The 20542-nt window shown below is 46.6% G+C and carries 15 protein-coding genes; 6 read left to right on the top strand and 9 right to left on the bottom strand.

Going from position 1 to position 20542, the window contains the following annotated elements; translation table 11 throughout:
• Positions 1 to 36: 36 nt before the first annotated feature.
• The 7 genes from PSE7367_RS02910 to PSE7367_RS02940 form a co-directional block, all read right to left on the bottom strand.
• Entirely contained in the window at positions 37 to 3555 is a 3519-nt protein-coding gene (locus PSE7367_RS02910; RefSeq protein WP_015163864.1) for a hybrid sensor histidine kinase/response regulator, read from the bottom strand.
• A gap of 144 nt (positions 3556 to 3699) precedes the next feature.
• Positions 3700 to 6039 (bottom strand): PhnD/SsuA/transferrin family substrate-binding protein, encoded by a 2340-nt coding sequence (locus tag PSE7367_RS22630; protein WP_015163866.1) that lies wholly within the window; start codon positions 6037 to 6039, stop codon positions 3700 to 3702.
• Between the two features lie 109 nt (positions 6040 to 6148).
• Positions 6149 to 8602, bottom strand: a complete 2454-nt coding sequence (locus PSE7367_RS22635) for a methyl-accepting chemotaxis protein (RefSeq protein WP_015163867.1) — start codon at positions 8600 to 8602, stop codon at positions 6149 to 6151.
• A 180-nt stretch (positions 8603 to 8782) separates the two neighbouring features.
• Complete coding sequence (locus PSE7367_RS02925) at positions 8783 to 9370, bottom strand: chemotaxis protein CheW (protein ID WP_015163868.1); 588 nt, start codon at positions 9368 to 9370, stop codon at positions 8783 to 8785.
• Positions 9371 to 9374: 4 nt separating this feature from the next.
• Positions 9375 to 9737, bottom strand: coding sequence for a response regulator (locus tag PSE7367_RS02930; protein WP_015163869.1), 363 nt, complete (start codon positions 9735 to 9737; stop codon positions 9375 to 9377).
• Between the two features lie 110 nt (positions 9738 to 9847).
• Positions 9848 to 11107, bottom strand: coding sequence for a response regulator (locus PSE7367_RS02935; RefSeq protein WP_225882681.1), 1260 nt, complete (start codon positions 11105 to 11107; stop codon positions 9848 to 9850).
• An 869-nt stretch (positions 11108 to 11976) separates the two neighbouring features.
• A complete protein-coding gene (locus PSE7367_RS02940; protein WP_015163871.1) occupies positions 11977 to 13833 on the bottom strand; it encodes a serine/threonine-protein kinase in 1857 nt (618 codons plus the stop codon).
• 958 nt (positions 13834 to 14791) lie between these two features.
• Between PSE7367_RS02940 and PSE7367_RS02945 the strand changes: the two genes are divergently transcribed.
• Positions 14792 to 15064 (top strand): HU family DNA-binding protein, encoded by a 273-nt coding sequence (locus tag PSE7367_RS02945; protein WP_015163872.1) that lies wholly within the window; start codon positions 14792 to 14794, stop codon positions 15062 to 15064.
• Positions 15065 to 15213: 149 nt separating this feature from the next.
• Positions 15214 to 15972 carry a hydroxyacylglutathione hydrolase gene (gene gloB, locus PSE7367_RS02950; protein WP_015163873.1) on the top strand — a complete coding sequence of 253 codons (759 nt, stop codon included), beginning with the start codon at positions 15214 to 15216 and terminating at the stop codon, positions 15970 to 15972.
• Between the two features lie 162 nt (positions 15973 to 16134).
• Here the strand turns inward: gloB and PSE7367_RS02955 are convergent, their stop codons facing one another.
• Positions 16135 to 16899: a superoxide dismutase gene (locus PSE7367_RS02955; RefSeq protein ID WP_015163874.1), complete on the bottom strand. Its 765-nt coding sequence runs from the start codon at positions 16897 to 16899 to the stop codon at positions 16135 to 16137.
• 356 nt (positions 16900 to 17255) lie between these two features.
• Between PSE7367_RS02955 and rimM the strand changes: the two genes are divergently transcribed.
• From rimM to PSE7367_RS02975, 4 genes are all read left to right on the top strand, one after another.
• The gene (gene rimM / locus PSE7367_RS02960; RefSeq protein WP_015163875.1) at positions 17256 to 17864 is read left to right on the top strand and encodes a ribosome maturation factor RimM; all 609 of its coding nucleotides are present in this window, start codon (positions 17256 to 17258) and stop codon (positions 17862 to 17864) included.
• 34 nt (positions 17865 to 17898) lie between these two features.
• A complete protein-coding gene (locus tag PSE7367_RS02965; RefSeq protein WP_015163876.1) occupies positions 17899 to 18222 on the top strand; it encodes a DUF4926 domain-containing protein in 324 nt (107 codons plus the stop codon).
• A 4-nt stretch (positions 18223 to 18226) separates the two neighbouring features.
• Positions 18227 to 18511 carry a hypothetical protein gene (locus PSE7367_RS02970; RefSeq protein WP_041698309.1) on the top strand — a complete coding sequence of 95 codons (285 nt, stop codon included), beginning with the start codon at positions 18227 to 18229 and terminating at the stop codon, positions 18509 to 18511.
• A 171-nt stretch (positions 18512 to 18682) separates the two neighbouring features.
• On the top strand, positions 18683 to 19312 hold the full coding sequence (locus tag PSE7367_RS02975; protein WP_015163877.1) for a hypothetical protein: 630 nt from the start codon (positions 18683 to 18685) through the stop codon (positions 19310 to 19312).
• Positions 19313 to 19327: 15 nt separating this feature from the next.
• Here PSE7367_RS02975 and PSE7367_RS02980 read toward each other — a convergent pair whose 3' ends face one another.
• On the bottom strand, positions 19328 to 20383 hold the full coding sequence (locus PSE7367_RS02980; RefSeq protein ID WP_015163878.1) for a bifunctional heptose 7-phosphate kinase/heptose 1-phosphate adenyltransferase: 1056 nt from the start codon (positions 20381 to 20383) through the stop codon (positions 19328 to 19330).
• Positions 20384 to 20542 lie beyond the last annotated feature (159 nt).

Raw genomic sequence — 20542 nt, forward strand, 5'->3', positions numbered from 1 at the left:
TTTGATCAAACAACCACCACCCCATCTCAACCCATCTCAGCCCACTGCCGTAGCCATTGGTAGGGCAGACTTGCTAATAAAATCGGCGATCGTTTCTAGCAATTGTTCTTCCTCATAGGGTTTGGAGAAGTAAGCCGATGCACCAAGATTCAGAGCTAGTTTGCGGTGTTTCTCATTACTACGCGAGGTGAGCATGACGATCGGTAATTGCTCAAACTCTGTCTTACTCTTGATCGCTTCTAACACGCCATAACCATCCAGGCGCGGCATCTCGATATCGCAAACAACCGCGTGGACAGCAAGGCCACTATTTAACTTATCTACTGCCTCTTGACCATCCTTGGCTTGCTCAACTTGATAACCCGCTTTCTCTAAAGTCAACGCCAAATAGCGACGTACATTAACCGAATCATCCACAATTAGAACCGTGGGAGTTTGCGCGAGGTCAATCGCCTCCGGTTGGGGCGATCGTGGTGCGGCATCAGTTTCTAAACCATGATTCATCATGCACCATTCCACCAGCTCCAGCGGATCGACTAGGGGCACAACCCGACCATCCCCCAACACGATCGAGCTAATAAATCCAGGTGGCAACGGCAAGGGACTAATAATCGGTCGCAGCGTAACTTCTTGTTCGCCCCAGTGACGACTGACATACAAACTACTCGTGCCTTCGTTATGTTCACCAACAATGATCGCCATAGGTTGATTCACCACTGGTGTACCTGGCATCACAAAAGGTTTGCCAGCGCGGCGAAATGCCAAATGCTGCTCTAAAAAGACGATATCAATTTTTTGGTCATCACGATTCAAATAGGCTGAACCTTGCTCTGTCTTAACCCAATCGGATTCCAACCGATGTACTTCTTGCACCGTATCTGCTGGCACTGCAAACACAATCCCAGCTTGCTCCAATAGCATCACGCGCAGAATCGAGAGCGTAAAGGGCACACGCAGGATAAAAGTAGTACCGAGCCCTGGTTTACTCTGGACTTGAATATCACCGCGAATATCTTTGAGCGCTGTCTGCACAATGTCCATGCCCATACCCCGTCCAGATAGCTCGGTAACCTGCTCGGCGGTACTAAAGCCAGGCTCAAAGATGCAATTGAGGATATCTGCGTCGGACATGCTTTGCACTTCTCGATCGCTTAGTCCCATAGCAAGAACGCGATCGCGGATCTTATCTAGGCGAATGCCACCACCATCATCTTGGAGGGTAATTACGGTTTGTAGACCGCGATTGACGGCACTGAGTTTAATTGTTCCTTCTGCTGGTTTGCCCGCAGCGCTCCGGGTTTGGCGATCTTCAATGCCGTGATCAAAGGCATTGCGCAGCAGATGCATCAGTGGATTGGCCAACGCTTCTAGTACAGCGCGATCCATTAGGGTAGTTTCGCCCTCAATCACCAAATTAACTGGTTTTTTAAATTGATTGCTCAGATCGCGGACAGCCCGAGGATAGCGTTTGATCGCCTCGGCAAAGCTCAGCATTTGAGTACGGCTGACATTACCTTGCAGCGATTGGGTGGTTTGATTCAGGTTCTGCACAGCTAGAGTCATTTCCTGTAACTCTAGGTCAATGTCAGTGGAAACCTCTTTGATCTGTACGATCGTTTCGATCTGTTCTTGCGAGATCAGGTGCAAATCGCTGTATCGATCCAGTTCTAGGGCATCAAATTGATCTTGCAGTGCATCGGTTTGATTTGCTGGATTTGCTGGATTTGCTTCAGGTTGGTTTGATTTTTGAATATTTTGGGTGGCCGATTGTTCTGCCCCTGGCACAATCCCTTCTAAGGAGGCGCGATCGTACCATTTGCGTAGTTGCGTATTAGATTGATCGAGTTGATAGATCCGTTGCCGCATTAAGGCTACAAATCCTTTGAGCTGCTCCAGACGCAAATTGACTGTATTTCGCTCTAGCACCAGTTTGCCAAACAGATTATTGAATTGTTTAAGCTGCTCGACTGGCACCCTTACGGTTTGGGCTTCGAGTTTATGCCCTGGACTCGCTGGACTTGCTGGAGTAAGGGCTGAGCTAGAAACAGAGGGGGAAATCGTAGGTGGTTGTGAGTCAGGTTGATCGGATGCTGGTTCAAGTTTAGATTCAAGTTTGGGTTCAAGTTGAGATTGAAATTGATCTTCAAGCTCTAACTCAAGCGTTGGTGGGGTGTCTAGGTCATCGATCGCCTGATCTGCAAAGGGGTCCACAAACAGATCGGCAGGCAGATCCTTCGGTAGACCAGGAGAAAGAGCAAAAGCTGATTGTAATGCTTCTAGCTCATTAGCCGCTAAGTGCTCGAGTTCTGGTAGATCCAAATCAGCTTGGGATGTAGAAAAAGCAGCTTGCAGATCGGTTAAATCTGGATCTTCTTCTAAACTAAAGTCCAAGAAATCATTCAATTCTAGCTCTGGTTCTAGTTCAGAGAATGGCGGTGATTGTACTTCTTCTAGTTCTGATTCTGATTTCCCTGAATTACTAGAATCAGCATCTAAATCGGCATCAGTAACAGCTAGTTTGCGATCGCTGGTGGTTGGCTCAGGCTGGATAGTTGGCTCAAAGGCTGGTTGAGCAGGTTGTGCCAAAATTTGCTCTAGTTCCAACGCCTGCTCAAAATCTAGGGGTGACTTTAGATCGATTGGATTGCTCTGATCCGGAGTAGCAATTGCATTATTCAATGAATCATCGCTAAAATCATCAACTGAATCAGGAGCTAGATCGTTGACTGAATTGACGATCGCTCTGGGCTGATCAGTCGCATTAGCATTAGCAATTGTACTAACACTGGCGAATCCATCTAACTCGGTGGGCAATTTTGCCAAACTACCCCGCAATACCAAAGCGTGGGAGCGCCGCCACAAAACGAGCGATCGCTTAGCTAGGGATGGGCTCTGGTCTACTGCTGCCGCCTTAGTTTGGGCTTGCACCGATTGACAGAGCTGGATGAACGGTTGGAGATTAGCCATAAAGCCAAACGCCACCAATTCATCGGCAGTTAATAATAGTTCTTGGCGTAATTGTTCAAGATCAGCAGTCTGAAGCTGTTGTTCAAAGCGATCGAGAATCTTTTCAACCCCTTCCTCAAAAATTATTAATGCCGGATCAACATCTTCTTCTTGTTGCAAGAGCGCATTTTCGTCGTCTTCATGCAGATCGCCGAGCAAGTCTTGGAGTGGTTCAAAAGTTTGTGCAAAAGCATTGTCCAACCAGGACTGATCGATCTCATTGCCCTGGCGGTGGAGAGCACTAACATTACGCAAGCAGTCAACCCCTTGCAATAGTAGGGTCTCAATTTCGCTACTAATGGTTGTGGACTGATGGCGCAATCGTAAAATTTTCAAGAAATCCTCTAGACGGTGTGCCACCTGGCTGAGGGGAATAAACCCCATCATTGCTGATCCACCTTTAACCGAGTGCGCTGCTCGCATTGCGCGATCGAGATCCTGGGGGTCGGCAATACTGGAGGCAAGCCCCAAAATAACTGACTCGACCTGCTCAAAATACTCTTCTGTTTCGTCTAGGAAATTAATCCGGATTTGCTGTTCTTTATCCATTGTCCTTCAAGGTTTTAAGAGATACGAGCCAATATTTGGAAAGCCAAGATTTAGATAAGCTAAGGTTTGAAAATGGGGGCAGAATCGATCGGCTATAAATTCGACGATGAGTTAGTGCTGGAAGACCATGCCCCACTCTATTTTTTAACCCGCGTCAACCTTAAATTGCTCCACGGCGGACTCTAGTTCCCTCGAAACTTGGGCAGTGGTTTGCATCGATCCGGCTACTTTTTGCGAAGACAAAACGCGCTGCTCTGATTGTTGGGCAATTTGCTCCATCAGTTTAGTGACTGCCAGGGATGTATCAGTTTGAGAGATGGTTTTTTGGGAGATTGATTGCATCAGCTTGTTAATACTTTTCGATCGACCCAGTACCTTTTCTAGCCGTAGTTTAGTGGCTTCGACTAGGCGACTGCTATCAACCACTTGCGAAGTACCTACTTCCATCGCCGCCGCTACTTCCTTGGTTTCTAACTGAATCGCTGTCACAATTTGGGCAATTTCTTTGGTGGCGATCGATGATTGTTCGGCCAAGGTGGCGACTTGTTCGGCCACAATCGAAAAACCTTCACCCTGCTCCCCGGCTCGGCTTGCTTCCACACTAGCATTAATTGCTAAGAGGTTGGTTTTGAGGGCGATTTCTTCAATCAACGAAACTACCTGAGAAATCTTTTGCGAAGACTCACCCAATCGCTTCATTTTCTTGGCAGTTTCCCCCATTGTGGTGCGCAAACCACTAATACTAGTTACGGTTTTATCAATCACTTTTGCGCCTCTTTGGGTCACCGTATAGGCATCATTCGCCAAATTAGAAGCCTGGTTAGCATTTTTAGACACCTCCTGAATCGATCGTGACATTTCTGCGACCGAGTCCAGGGTTTTACGGGTTTCCTCGGCTTCGGCTACGGCTTGGGTGGCTAGCAGTTGAATTGATTCGGTGTTTTCTACGAAGGCGGAACTAACCTGACCACTGGACTGTTTCACCCGTACCGCAATGTCTTTGAGGTTGTCGATCATGGCATTAAACAAATCGGCCACGGTACTCATTTCCATCGATTGCAAATTAGCACGTACGGTCAGATCGCCATCAACGGCATTACCAACGTCATCCAGGAGCTGATAGATTTCCTGCTCTAGGGTTTCTTTTTGTTTTTGTTGCTCGGCGGCCAGCTTTTTGAGGGCGGCTTCGGCTTCTTGCTGCTGCTGAATCACCTTTTGCTGTTCTTCGGCACTGGCCTTGAGTGCGATCTCGGTGCGTTTTTGTTGATAAATAATCACGATCGCCACCAGCACCAGGAAGGAAACTATGCCAAGGGTGAACCAATACCAATATTTCTGCACAAACTGGGCAAAGCTGAGCTCGCCTAAATCTGCGTAGGGGCCAATTTTGAGGTCAAGGAACAAATCATCGACCGATCGATAGTTAAGCGGCACAGTCCAACCTTCTGCTTTGGCTGCCTTGGCTGCTTCACTATTGTTGGGCATGGCGATCAAAGCCGCCGCTACCTGTTCTGACAGTTCATTGGGGGTATTCTTGGTGGCGACAAAGGGCCACTCTGGATACAAATCGGTACTGAGCAAGAACGGGAAATCCTTTTGCAAGTCAGTTTGTTGGTTAATCACCACAAACTCATTCAGGTTGATTTTGCCTTCATTCTCCATCCGCTCTAGGGTATCAGTACGGATAGCACCAAAGTCCACCTGGCGATCGCGCACCGCATAGACTACTGTGTCATGGGTATCGCCAAAAGTCACCTCTTCTAAGTCACGGGATGGGTCGATGCCAACATCTTTTAATTCTTTCCACTGCATTTGCCACCCCCCCAGGGAAGTCTCATTCACCGCCATCATTTTTTTGCCCCTGAGATCCCTAAGCTCTTGCAGGTCGTTGCGATCGGCACGGCGGAGGATTACACCACCAAACACGGTATATGGATTACCGAGTCTGAGGTTTTTGAGGGTGGCGATCCGATTTGCATCATAAAGTCCTTCAAAATCAATATACATACCGGGGTTGGCAATCACAAAATCGATCGTGCCTGCTTCTACGGCTTGATAGGTCTCCTCAAAATCGAGCGGTACAATCTCAAATGTATAGCCAGAGATTTCTTTGGTTAAGTAGTCAGCCGTTGCTTGCCATTGCTTGAACACCGCTTCATCGCCACGTTTTGCCAGCACCCCAATTTTAACTGCGGTTTTTTGGGCTGGGGCTGTGGGTGCAGGTGGAGCAGGTGCTGGAGTTGGCGGAGAGGCTTGATTTGTGGGTGCGGGTGGAGTGGTTGCTGGAGTTTGGGTTGGCTGGGTTTGTGCCGTTGCCATTTTGATTGGATTAAGCGCTGCTGGGATTAAGGGCATGGCGGCAGTACCAACCAGGAGCAAAGCCGCGATCAGGAATGATTGACGCTGCTTCGGCTGAGGGATGATGGAACCAACTATTTTAGGTGTGGCGATCGATTTGGGCGATTTGGGTTGCTGAGTAGTCATGATTTTTGGTTGTGAACTTACTAGATGGAATTACTAATTGGTGAAATCACAAAAGTAGCGGTTTGATGTTGATCATTTACTGCTTGTTCACTTCTGCTCTATTCCCTCTCTATTCCTCCTCGGTAACTGTAAATTGCTCCACCGCCGACTCTAGACTTTTGGCAACTTGTCCGGTGGCTTGAATCGATTGGGCAATTTGCTGCGAAGATGCCAATCGTTGCTCTGATTGTTGGGCAATTTGCTCCATCAGTTGGGTCACCGCCAAAGATGTATCAGACTGAGAAGCAGTCGCTTCGGAGATCGATTGCATCAACTCGTTAATACTTTGCGATCGCTCCAAAACTCTACCAAGACGCTGTTTGGTGGATTGAACCAGACGGCTACTGTCGATCGCCTGAGCGCTACCTACTTCCATTGCTTGGGCTACTTCTTGGGTTTCTAATTGAATTGCGGACACAATTTGGGCGATCTCCTGGGTCGCCGTAACAGACTGTTCAGCCAGAGCCCCCAACTGTTTACCAAAGATCGAGAACCCTTGACCATGTTCGCCCGCTCGACCCGCGTTAATTGCCAAGAGATTGGTTTTAAGGGCGATTTCTTCAATCAATGACACCACCTGAGAAATCTTCCTAGAAGATTCTTCTAAATACTTCATTTTGGTGGCAGTTTCCCCCACTGTTGCCCGCAAACCGAGGATACTTTTTACGGTTGCATCGATCGCCTTGGTTCCTTGTTGGGTGACGGTGTAGGCATCTTGAGCCAGCTTAGAAGCTTGGTTGGCATTCTGGGATACTGCCCGAATCGAGGTTGACATTTGTTTCACCGAAGTCAGAGCTGCGCGGGTTTCGGCAGCCTCTTCTACTGCTTGTTCAGCCAAGACTTGAATTGATTCTTCATCTTTGCTTAAAGAAGATCCCACCTGCACACTGGAATGCTTCACCTGAATCGCAATATCGTTCAGGTTGTCGATAATCGCATTGAACAAATCAGCTACCGTACTCATTTCCATTGAGTCTAGGCTGGCACGCACGGTCAGATCGCCATCGATCGCATTGCCAACCTCGTCGAGCAGTTTATAAATGCCATTTTCCAATACTTCTTTCTCTTGCTTTTGCTGTTGGGCGATCTCTTCTTGCTCGCCAATCAACTTACCCACCTGGGTTACCAAATTATTGAAGTTATCAGCCAGCACCACTGTTTCCACCGTTCCTTCTAAATTAGCCTGGGTACTTAAATCCCCTTCTGCCACCTGTTGGGCCTTATTAGCTAAGTTGGTGAGGGGATTAGATAATTGTCGTGCCAGCAACACAATCACACCAGTTGCCACCAGACCTAGGGCGATCGCAGTCACGCCCAATCGCACAGCCAGGTTACGCCCGGCTGCCGCTACTTCTTGCTGTTCCACTGAAGCAACCGTAACTAAGTTAGTGCCACTCACCGTGAATAACTGAAAAATCCGCCCTTCTCTTTCAAAGGACAGCACAAAATGATCACTCTCGATCGCTGATTCTCTCACTTCTACATTTGAGATCCCAGCTTGGTTTGCTAAAGCAGAGAGAACTGAACTAGGGTCTTGCGGTGAGGCAAGTAAAGTATTAGCCCAAAGAGTTGCAGTCGCAGAAACTGGCTGTCCACCAACCACTTCACCTAGCAATTGCATTTGTTCAAGACTAATTGTATTTAGAGTCTTGCCAGAGTTTGCATCAATAATCTGGATTTGCTCTGACCCGAAAACCTCAGCTTCTACAATTTCTTCGAGCACTTCATTGAGCGAATCAATCGATACCCCCACCTTGGTCACGCCCAGTAGCTCCCCTGAATTGGGATTTTTAATCGAATTAACTAGTTCTAGTACGGCGGAATTAGCCGATTCATCAAATTCTGGCTTCAGAATTGCTTGCCCTTGATCTCTGCCAATCTGCCACCATTCTTCATCACTTTGCACAAAGTCAGAAGTGGGGGAGTTGTAGGCCACATTAAAACCATTCCGCTCGGTCAGAATAATTTCTGCCACCCCTTTATCCTCGGCCACAGCTTGCAAATATCTATTTAAACTGGCATTAGGCGTGAGCAGTTTGGTTTGCGCAAATTGCCGTTCAATTTGTTCGATCGGCTTGTTTAATAGTCCTTGCGATTGCGCTTTCTGGGTGCCAGCAGTCAAGGAATTAAGCACCAAAGGATTAGCAGTTAGCAAATCAGTGGACTCAAACGCATTTTCTAGAAACTCTTCAGTAGCCTCAGAGGTAAGAAAGACCCCTTTCTCCAGGTTATTCAAAAAAGTCTCTTTGGCTTGGTTTTGAGTGGATTGAATCGCCACCCCACTAGCGATCGCCAACGGAATCAACACAGTTGGCAAGACGGTTAACAACAATCGATTTTGTAGCGTGTTTGCACTTTTACGCAGCGATCGGGGTTGTTTTTGTTTCGTACTCTCTTGCTTTTTCTTGCGCTTGGCTGTTTTTGACTGTGGCTTTGGTAATTCAAATCCAGGTTCAGCGGCAATCCCATTGGCTGGAGCAGAAGTTTCTGGGTTTGAGGTGAAGGCGTTCTCAGAAATAGTCATGGCTTTGATATTTTGGTGGTAGAGGTTGGCTGAACAAAGGGAAGGATTAAATCAAATTAAATTGGATTGACTTGGATTGAAAACCCCAACTTTTGTTGATTGCATCTCGGTAGTCCCTCAGTGGCTAATCTGCCTTTTTCTGTGGCTTTTGTGCTTGGTTTATGTTTATTTTTGTTGATGCTAGTTATGGGTGACCAGGGCTTGCTTGACGATCGCCCCAGTATCTAAAATCAATAATTCCTGGTCTTTTGCCACCACGCAGCCGCGTAGGAAAGGAGTCAGGCTAGGCGCAAAATCAGCTTCCGGCGATCGCACCTGATCTGATACGGCACGGGCAATCCCTTGAATTTTAGTTACCGCCACCCCCAATAACAATTCTTTGGCCTTGTCCGCAGGATTTAAACGTGATGGCGAAACGCGCAACACAATCACATGATATTGACGGGAATAGCTAGACAGCGGCGATAGCCCCACTAGCTGCAGTAAATCAACCACACAAAAGACGTGATCCCGCGAACTCATTAAACCAATTACTGCTGCTGACATATTCGGCAACAGCGTAATATTCTCCGCCGGCACCAACAAAGATTCTTGGACATCTTCCATTGAGAACAAACTAGACCTGCCTGGGGTTAGCTCAAAGCGCAAATAAGCATCCCCAGTCATTTGGGTGGATTCAAATAAACTGGGTAGCAATTCTTGCAGCTTATTACCAAGCGAAGAAGCAGGCGAAGAAGCAGACGATGATAAAGAAGAAGAGGTTTCCATCAAACTACTCCATTGCTAACTTCAGTGCACTAATTAGTTCTTCTTGAGAGCATGGCTTCGTAACATAGGCTTTGACCCCTTGCCGCATTGCCCACATTTTGTCCACATCCCGATTCTTGGCCGTACAAGCAACCAAAGGAATATCTGCGGTTTCTGGGTTCTTTTTGAGATGGCGACAAAGATCTAACCCGCCCATCTTCGGCATCATCCAATCGGTGACGATCGCATCTGGTTTATCACGCTTGGCCTTTTCCAGCGCTTCAGCACCGTTTGTAGCAGAAATAATCGTATGACCGGCTTTTTTCAAATATTCACAAAGCAGATCTAATTCTGACTTCATGTCGTCTACTACTAGAATTTTGCTCATTTTTAAATCACCTTAATGTGTATCTTAATGCTTCCCTTAATGTGTACTTAGTATGCACTGTGATGCTAGGTGGCTGGCGATCGCTTCAGCAAGATTAATCAATTAGTCGATTAGGTAACTTTTAAATATTTATAGACAAAGGCATTCAGCCCTTCACTTGTAAACGGCTTAGTTAAATAGTCCGTTGCCCCCGCCAGCTTTGCCCTGGCCTTATCCAAAAAGCCAGTATTCCCAGTTACCATGATGATTGGGGTATTATCAAACATTGAGCTACTGCGCAACAACCCGCAAAGCCGATATCCATTGATTTTGGGCATGGAAATATCCAGTAAAATCAAATCTGGTTTGATCCGGAAAATAATCGATGAGGCTTCGATCGGATCATTCACTGCCGTTACCTGGAATCGCTGATCGGTTAAAAATCTTTTGATCTCGCTCAAGATCGTGGGACTGTCATCAATACAAACAATTTTATAGACTTCAGTATGTTTGGCCTTAACTGGCTTGGGTGGATTGCTCCGCATTGGTCTCGGAATTCTGGGCAGTTGATCAAAAGGTTGCTGTGGATTGCGCAAATAGATCACCCTTTTTTGAATATAGGGCGACAACATTTGCGCCACATGTAATTCATCTTGTTTTAATAAGAGTGAAAGTTGGCGAATACTAAATCCTCGCATCACCTGCGACAGCTTTTTGAGCGCTGCATCAGAGAGGGTGCCGTTGGGAACAACCTTACTAATATTGCGATAATCAAGAATATAGGGGCGGACATAGGGTGAATCGATCGCTGGTGCACTCTTTTGCCAGGTTCTAATTTTCTTTTGCAAAGTTTTAACCAGATCGCCCAGGTCCATGGTCATACTATTGCCCATGATCGCGGTAACCCATTCCGGCAGCTCCATTTGCTCAGACCAAGATGTCGAACCTTCGGTGAGCCACAAATATGACTCCAGGCTATTTTGAGTCGTATTTTTGAGAATCTCTGCTGCCTGGTCAAGGGCAAGATGCTGATTTTCCAAGAGCCAATACAGCCCTGTAGCGATCGCATCCGCGCCTAACTCACTTTTAGGCATTTGCTTAAGCGCTTTATGTGCATCATTCCAACCCTGGCGACAAAGATGGTAATTTAGCTGCGACAGTGATTGAACGGAACATTCTACATATTTGAGATCGCCATCTTGGATATAAATACGCCAAGAAACCAAGCCACTGGCAACATCCAAACGACCACTGGCATGGGAGCTAGATATCTCTGCTAATTGCTGGATTGGGTTGATTTTTTGCAACATCTGGATTGGATTAGATTCTTGCAACCCTGGGGTTGGATTAGATTTTTGTAACACCGGGATTGGTTTGGGCTCTTGCAACATATGCAGCATATGGGTTTAGTGGGATTATTTGAGTAAATAATCTGTCATATAGTAACGACATTTTGAAACCAGAATTCAGATTAGTAACAAAGCTTGAAATAGAGCGGATGCTGGAGACTAATAAATCAACAAATATTAAGTATTAAGAAAGTTGGTGACGCTCCAAATCTGTATTGCCTGATTTGACATTCTAATTATTTTTGATATCTTCTGTCAGCAACCCAAAAAATGGGAGGCAAAATTTGGCGATATCAAGAATATCTCCAGAAGAATTACATGAACCACACTAATGCAGATGTAGACTGGAGCTATTGACTTAGGTGGCTGAGAAGGCTACCAACTTCTATTTCAACTGCGTCTCTGTTCAGGTCATTAACTCAACTAAGCCGATTCAATTAAGCTAATTCACTTGATAATTTTCAAGCATTACCCAACCTGCCTCAGATAGTTTCAGGTAGCCAGGTGCTTTTGATCAGAATTTCTCGCGTCTCTACTTGCCTGATTGCAGCTTACTTAAAGCTACTTTTTTCCCTAGGTTCTTGTTGCCGAATACAATCTCTACTTGTTTAGTTTAAACAGCCTAGTTAAAATTTGCTGTGGGTAATTGTGGGCCTTAATGTGGGTAATTCCCTGGGTTGGGTTAATCAAGATACCGTTCCGTTATCCTTACTTCTGGTGGACTGCCATAAGACTCTTCCAAAAGCAATCAATACCATCAATTTAAGCTTTTGAGGTGGGATTGACTAGCAAGTATTTAGCAAGTCCTTTTCGAAGCTCTGGCTGAAAACTATTGAAAATTTGCGATCGCCCCGATCGATGTCAGAGACGGCAGTGAAATAGTTCGGCAGATTCAGGCAAAAGCAGCATGACTAAAACCGTTCCGTTTGATCAAACAGCCACCACTCCATCTTCTTATCCCAAACCAGCTTAATCCGTAACGACTCCGGCGAGTTGCTGCCATCCTTCATATAATAAATTAACTGCGTTTCTACAGTGGCCTTCTTCGGGCTCTGGCGCGTCGTGCGTGTACCAGTCACCACCACTCGATCGACCGAATTCCACCAACCCAAAAACTGTTCCTCGTTGCCATAGAGTGCCCCTTCCTTGAAGTCTTTAGAAAGTCGATCTTGGGCTAGGTCATACTCGCGGATATTAATTAGATCATAATAGTCGCGTACTGCGTCCTGGGGATCAACTGCAGCGGTGGGGTCAGGTTTGGGCAATACTTCGCTGGCCAAAATTCGCTCAATATCTGCATCCGCATTCTTACTCGCCAAGGCACAATAGGCATCTTCGATCGTCTGACCATGAGTAGCTAGCAAATTACGGCAATCGCCCCGATCGCCCACTTCATCGTAGCGATCGACATAGACCTGAATATATTCCACCCCATTCAAATTGGCATAATCCGGCACCCAGAACGTGCCTGCATTTTCATAGCCCTGCGATCGCAATTGTTCAAACCGCCGCTGAGCATTTTCCGCATCCCGATAAGCTGAATCCGCCAGAAAATAAAATTCATCAGGTTCCGTAAACCCATCTGGATCGGTAGCCAGGGGATCAACGGGTGGGGTGGTTGGGGTGGGAGTAATGGGTAGATTTGGGTCAATGGTGCGATTGGCGATCGCATCGACCACATAATAGCCAATTCCCACCACACCTGCGATACAAGCCAATACTAAACCAATCACAATAAACGCATCAACGGTACTGCGGCGATCGCTTTGTTCCGGATCGCGGCGACTGGGGCGAGCCATCGTGGTGGGTGCGTAGGATGCGGGTGGGGCAGCCTGAACGGTGGGCAGGTTAGATGGATTAGCAGGATCAGGGGCAGCAATTGGGATTGGCGTATTAGGTGGGTTGGGGGCAGACATGTTAATTGTCACTGCCACTGGCTGGCTGGGCGTTTGCATTGCCCTGAGCATTTCGCTCGCATTGCCGTAGCGATCGCGGGGGTGAAACCGACTGGCCTTGTCGATCACGTGGGCTAGCTCACCGCTGATGTGGGGACAGAGCGATCGCCATTCAATTTCATCGGTGCGCGGATCGTGATCAAGTTGGGCGGGTTGCCTACCAGTGAGCATATAGATCGCGGTTAGGCCGAGGCTATAGACATCACTGGCGAAAAATGGCCTGCCTGCCGCCTGTTCTGAGGGCATGTAGCCGGGAGTACCAATTACGATCGAAACACTGTTGTTGTTTGTATTTAATGCCGTACCGGCTGCACCAATAATTTCCTTCACCGCACCAAAGTCAATTAGAACGGTTTGCCGATCTCGATCGCGGATAATAATATTTTCTGGCTTGAGATCCCGATGAATAATCCCCCGATCATGCACCAGCGCCAGGGCTTGCAAAATACTAACTAAAATTTGCCTGGTTTCAGTCTCACTGATCGTGCCCTCTGCCTCAATTTTTTGTTGCAGAGTTTGCCCTTCGATCCATTCCTGCACCAGATAAAACCGCTCACCTTCCTCGAAATGGCCATAAAGCTTGGGAATGCGATCGCTAGCGTCGCCCAATTCTTCCAGCACCACCGCCTCACGATAAAACCGATCCTTGGCGATCTGATAGACCTCAGGATTGTGGGTCATTTGTTTGAGTTGTTTGATCACGCACAGCCGCCGCGACGGCATTTTGGTGTCTTCGGCCAAAAACGTCTCACCAAAACCGCCAGCACCCAATACGCGTACAACTCGATAACGGTGGTCTAGAAGCTCAGACATGCTCTGCAAATTCTGCCAATCCAATAGGGATGAAGTTACGTAGTTGATTGTTTAAGTCTTCCGGCCTAACCAGGAGATTAAAACTAGAACAAGTATATAGACAACTCGATCGCTATAGATCCATCGATCGTAATCAATGCAACTGGAAATATTGAGGCTGAGAGTATTTCGATCGTCGTGATTATAAATTTCTATCGATCTGGTGAAGCTGTATGCTTTGGTAATTTGGGTTTAGGTGGCTGAGGCTGAGCCCATCAATCCCTGATCGTTTTGACCAGGGTAAAGGTTGGCCAGGGTAAAGAAGGGTAAAGATAAGACTATGGGGCGATGTCTATTATCTGTCCGTGCGCTTTGCTTTGAAATAAGCTTGACTAACTATTCATCTATTCATTCAATCAAGCTCAAAAATCTTATAAAGAAATTATAAAGAAAAAAACACACCAGGCATATCTCAACCGAGGTGTGTCATTGCAGAGTTTTAAACCATTGACAATATAATAAATATAACCGCAGTTGGCTACATCGCCCAATATAGGTAAACTTTTGTATGAATGGTTAATCACACTACCGGGCTAGTCTGACTGGGTCATTCATTCGGGTGATCTAGAGCCGCAAAATTGGTCACTTTTGGCTCAGATCCAAGACTAATAACAATTACTTATACAATGCCTAGATTAATATTAGCAAAACTATTGCCTAGGCTAGTAGTATCAGCGCCAGCAAAAATGCCTAGCACCTGGCCAGCCGCTGCGATCGTGACTATGGAATCAGTTGAGCTAGTAGCGGCCAGATCGACAACTGCCAGATCAGCAACCTCCAGATTGCCAGCATTTAACCTTCCATAGCAAGATTAAGAAAATGTAGGCTAATGGTTAATTAGGGATTAACGATCGCCATTCAAGGATTGTTGAGATTTAGGGCGATAAAATTTGGGAAATCTTGGCAGAAACTCAACACCATGAATAAAAGTGACTTAATCAGGATTGTGGCGGCCAGAACCAAGCTAAGCGAGGCAGATGTTAAGCAGGTGATCAATGGCACCATAACAACGATGCTGGAAACGATCGCCAGGAATGAACACGTTACCCTCACTGGATTTGGCACCTTTGAACCCACCGAAACAATTCAAAGACAAGGCCGGAATCCTAAAACAGGAGAGGTGCTGATTATTGATTCAAGTAAATCGATCGAGTTTAAGCCTGGTAAAAAACTGCTCGAAGTTCTCTCTTAACCGCCTGGAAATGATAATTAGCTAACTGGCTGTAGATTACTTTTTGATCAGCCTGAGATTTGAAATAAATGGGCGATCGTGACAATGGGATAGACTTTAGATACTTTAGATTAAGTGCTGCTAACTAAACTCCAGTAATCCCAGGTCAAATGGACATTTACCGCCTCCCCGTCTTAAACGATAATTATTTATTTGTGTTACACGATCGCCCTACTAATCAAGTAGCAGTGGTCGATCCAGCCGTAGCTGAGCCGGTTTTAGCCAAGCTGAATGAATTAAATGCAAACCTGGTAGCGATCTTCAATACCCATCACCATTACGATCACATCGGCGCGAATCGCACTCTAAAGCAAAAATTCCCTGATTTAGTTATTTATGGTGGCGAGCTGGATCAAGGCAGGATTCCTGGCCAGCAGGTGTTTTTAAAAGATGGCGATCGGGTGCAGTTTGGTTCCGAAACCGCCGAGGTGTTTTTTGTACCGGGGCATACTCGCGCCCACATTGCCTATTATTTCCCAGAGTCAGGTAATTTATTCTGTGGTGATACCCTGTTTGCTGGTGGTTGCGGACGCTTATTTGAAGGAACACCCGCCCAGATGATGCATTCTCTGGCACGATTGCGGCAACTACCCGAAGCTACCAGGGTTTGGTGTGCCCATGAATATACCTTGAATAATTTGCAATTTGCAGTCACAGTCGATCGCAATAATAAGGCCCTGATGCAGCGGCTCTCGGCGGCGAAAGAAGCACGAGCTAAAGGCGAAGCCACAATCCCCACCACGATCGGTATAGAAAAGCAGACTAATCCTTTTCTGAGATGGGATCAGCCCGCCCTGCAAGAAGCTGCCAAAATTCAAGATCCAGTGCGGGTATTTGCCAGAATCAGGGGCAAAAAGGATCTGTTTTAGCTGAGCTAGTGAGCTTTAGTGTCTATGCAACTATGCAAATCTGGTGTGACTTGAAGGAGTCGCTCTGGCAAGAACAACGATCGCTTGGATGCAATCATAGAGCAGTGATATGGATATTGCACCATACCTGATTTTTGAAATAGCACTGGCTAGATATTGAAGCTAGACCATTGCATTCAAGAAGCGATTATTCACCTCTTCCCAGTTGACCAGGTTCCACCAGGCTTTGAGATAGTCACCACGACGGTTCTGGTAGTTCAAGTAGTAGGCATGTTCCCACACATCATTGCCCATGATTGGAAACAGGCCTTCCAGCAGGGGGCTATCTTGATTGGCGGTACTGGTTACCTTGAGGTTGCCTTGCTTATCCAGCACTAGCCATGCCCAGCCACTGCCAAAGCGGGAAGCCCCAGCCTGATTGAAGGCAGTTTGTAGATTTTCAAAATTGCCAAAGGTAGCCGCAATCATTGCCGCGATCGCTCCTGTGGGGGTACCACCACCATTCGGGCTCATGATTTCCCAGAACATACTGTGGTTGACATGGCCGCCAGCATTATTCCTGACTGTGGTGCGGATTGGCTCTGGTACTTGAGTTAGATCCCTCAGCATATCCTCGGCGCTCATGCCTGCTAAATCGGGATAGGTGGCGATCGCCTTGTTCAGGTTTCTTACATACCCGGCATGGTGCCTGTCGTGGTGAATTTGCATCGTGCGGACATCAATGTGGGGCTCTAGGGCATTGTAGTCATAGGGCAATGGCGGCAGCGTAAACGGGTCATCAGGAGTATCTGCCTGGGCTAATAAATGATCGAGACTACCAGTTAGCCCCATTGCTTTAGCGGCTTGGGGGCTGAGTAAAAAATCATTGGCGATCGCAAGTGTGCCCACACCCACACCCAACCAGGTCAAGAAATCTCTGCGCTTCATATCTCTATATCCAAACTACACTTAAACTATGACTAGACTTAACCTGCGGCAATTAGACTATACTGCTACAGGCCTTAATTATCGCCTACAACCAAAAATTCAACCAGGGTTTTTGTTGAAAAGATATAAACATGGCTAGTCTCAGTTTGGGCATGGCATAAGTCAGGGATGAAGATGCTGTCAGCAAAAAACTCAGATATGTATTTTATATGTCTTATATGTCTGTATCTGGTATCACTATCTGGTATCAGTTTGATCGATCGCTTGCTGATTAAATCATCCTGCCCATGGGCAATACCCTAATTTATCAATATCTATCAATGATGTATCCATAATCAAATTATTTAAGGCAAAAAGTGACTGATATTTCAACTCAACCCGATCGCTCTGCGAATGCCTCTAATCATATGCCCAACGATCACGAGTGGCTGGAGATCGGTAAGATTGTGGCTGCCCAGGGTATAAAAGGGCAGTTGCGGGTGCTTTCTGATTCAGACTTCCCAGAACGATTCACCAAGCCAGGACAACGGTGGTTGCGTCGATCGCCCCAATCAACCCCAGAGCCGATCGAACTGAAAAATGGCCGTGCCATCCCTGGCAAAACCAATATGTATATCATTACCCTGGTGGGAGTGGAGAACCGCGATCAGGCGGAGGCGCTGCGAGGTAGCTTGTTGCTGGTGGCGGCAGGCGATCGCCCCAAGTTAGCTGAAGGCGAATTTCACATTGATGATCTAATTGGTTGTGAGGTGTTTTTGCAAGCGACTGGAGCATTAATCGGCAAGGTGCAAAGCCTGTTTGTGGCGGGGAATGATTTATTAGAGGTAAAAGCGATCGCTAGCAGTAAAACAGTGCTGGTTCCATTGGTAGAGGCGATTGTACCAGTAGTCGATACTAAGGCTAAACGAATTGAGATCACGCCGCCGGATGGGTTGATTGATGAACTCTTAGAGAGAAAAGTATAGCGATGCTATGCATCAAGAATAAAGGGGCAAAACCATGAAGATACCCTCTGATGCAATTATTTCTGAGGAAAAACTAACAAGTTATCACACTCATTCCAAAACAGAAAAAATGATGATGGAACTTGAACTATATCAAGATGTTGTTCTCAGCCATGATTTACCAGAATATAACCTTAAAAATGGTGATGTGGCGATGTTGATCGACCATGTGAAACATCCTAGCGGTGGTCAAGATGGTTATATCTTAGAAGTATTTAATGCAGTGGGTGATTCGATCGCAGTTGTAACTGTGCCGAGGTCATATGTTGAGCACCCCCCCACCAATGCGGTTTTATCAGTTCGCCCAATCTCAGCATAAAAACATGACGATCGCCTTATGCAAAAACAACGTGTCAATTTTGCAACTGGCACAATGCCGTCACAATTTAATTATCAAACCAAATATATTGAACTCAAGCACAACAAAACTATTTGTTGCCGCTCATACCGGACAATTAAAGCAGGGTCAGGCTCAAGCATCTACCATCTTTGAGTTTCGCCCTGTTTTTCATTGCAAGTCTTATTTTCAGAGCAATTTAGCCTGGGCGATCGCAATCGATATAAACAAAAACCTTAAGAATCACCCACCCATGCCTTGCCAAGATTAAACTGGCTGTGAATATAATTTAGTTGCAAATCTATGCAGATTGCCTACGTGATTGATTAGATAATACAATTCCAGCATCAATAACCGTCATTTAGATTTATTAGATTTGAATCAAGATCGCCTCAACGGGCAGCAACTAAACGCCATTACTAGCAGCAATAAGTAAGTCAATATGAACAGCAAGAATTCCAGACTAGCAATCGGGTTAAGCCTAGCGATCGTCAACACCACTGCGATCGGCATGATTAATGCTGGTGCGCGATCGGCTAGCGCCCAGAACATCTCGATTCAGTCGGAGGCTGATTTTCGCCAAAAGGCAGAACAACTTGCCCCAGGTAGTTATCTCTATGGTGAAGTAGAAGCAGTAAATGAGCCGGGTAAGCAATATCTGGTTTTCTTTAAGACCAATGAAGGTAAGGCGATCGGGCAAGGGTTTACCGCTGGTGAAGATGCTAGTTATTGCTTCCAGGGCACAATCATTGAAGATGCGATCCTGGCTACTACATTTGCTGTGGCCGATCCGCAAGTCCCTAACCAGCCCATTGAAGTAGCCGATGGTGAGGATCTTTATTTAGAACGCGCCTTCCGTTCCAGGGCGATTCCCAGGGATGTGATGCTGGGTTTGCGCAATTGCACTTCAGTGCTGAGTAGTGAAGCATTTCGATCGGCAGAAGGCTTGATGGTGGAAATTGAGCCAGAATCGGCAGTGATTGAAGAATTAGTGGAAGAAGCGATCGAAGAGGAAATCATAGAGGAACTAGTTGAGGAAACCGTGCCTACGGTGGTGCCTCGCCTGAAGTAGATTTTTGCTACATCGCTACTCAACCTCTAGAATATTTTGCAATGCTTCGTGCATTTCTTGAGCAGAGGTGGTAGTAGTACCAAATTGACGTACTACAATGCTGGCCGCCAGATTACCCAACACTGTCGCTTGCCAGAAACTACTACCATTTGCCAACGCCAGAGTTAGGGCTGATACCACCGTATCCCCTGCACCAGTGACATCAAATACCTGGGTGCGATTGAAGGCGGGTACATCTGCGCGGGTGAGTTTCTGCAACTCTGGGCGATCTGGGCGATCGCTATTAAACAAACTCATGCCATCTTCGCCCCTGGTAATTAAGATATATTTGGCAGCGGTTAGCGCTAGTAGTTTTGCTGCTGCCCGATCGAGTGCTTTGCCACCATCATCGATCGCAAATCCTGCCGCTAATTCTGCTTCCGGTAAGTTTGGCGTAAAAATAGTTGCCCCTTGATAGCGATCGAGTGCTTTCTGGGCATCGACGATCGTTAACTGGTGTTGCAAGGCCGCCGCAATCACGATCGGCATCATCACCCCTTCACCATAGTCAGAGCAAACCACCGCATCTACTTCTGGCAATTTAGCAGTAATAAATTCAGCCAGTTGCGCCTGGATTGATGGGCTGGGAATCTGGTCAGACTTGCGATCGATCCTGACAATTTGCTGGGTCACCGATTGACGAGCATGGCCAGAAATGCGGGTTTTAGTAACCGTAGGGCGATCGCGGTCGATGATTACACCACTGGTATCGATACCTGCCTCAGTGAAAATGCGCCGCAATGCCTTACCCTGATCATCATCACCGATCAAACCCACTGCACTTACCTTCGCACCCAACTTGGCCAAATTATAAACCGCATTCGCGCCACCACCTGGAACCTGCACCGTTTCTTCATGGCGAATGATCAGCACTGGGGCTTCGCGGGAGATGCGCTCCACCTGCCCAGTTAGGAATTCATCTAGGGTGAGGTCGCCCACCACCAGAATACGTGGCCGATCGAAGCGATCGATCAAATTATTCAAATTAGGTGCATCGGCGGCTAAGGCATCGTAAAAGTTGCTATTCAGCATGGGTGGCGATCGCAATTTGCGAATTATGATCTAGAACTTACTAATTTATATTTAGATCGATAATCTAACCGATCGTTGCTGGTTTAAACCAACTCAGATATAAAAAGAGATTAAATAAAGTTTAAAAACAAACCCCCCTACCCATAAATTGAGTAGAGG

Origin of the sequence: Pseudanabaena sp. PCC 7367, from assembly GCF_000317065.1 — a bacterium.
In the GTDB taxonomy this organism is placed as follows: domain Bacteria; phylum Cyanobacteriota; class Cyanobacteriia; order Pseudanabaenales; family Pseudanabaenaceae; genus Thalassoporum; species Thalassoporum mexicanum.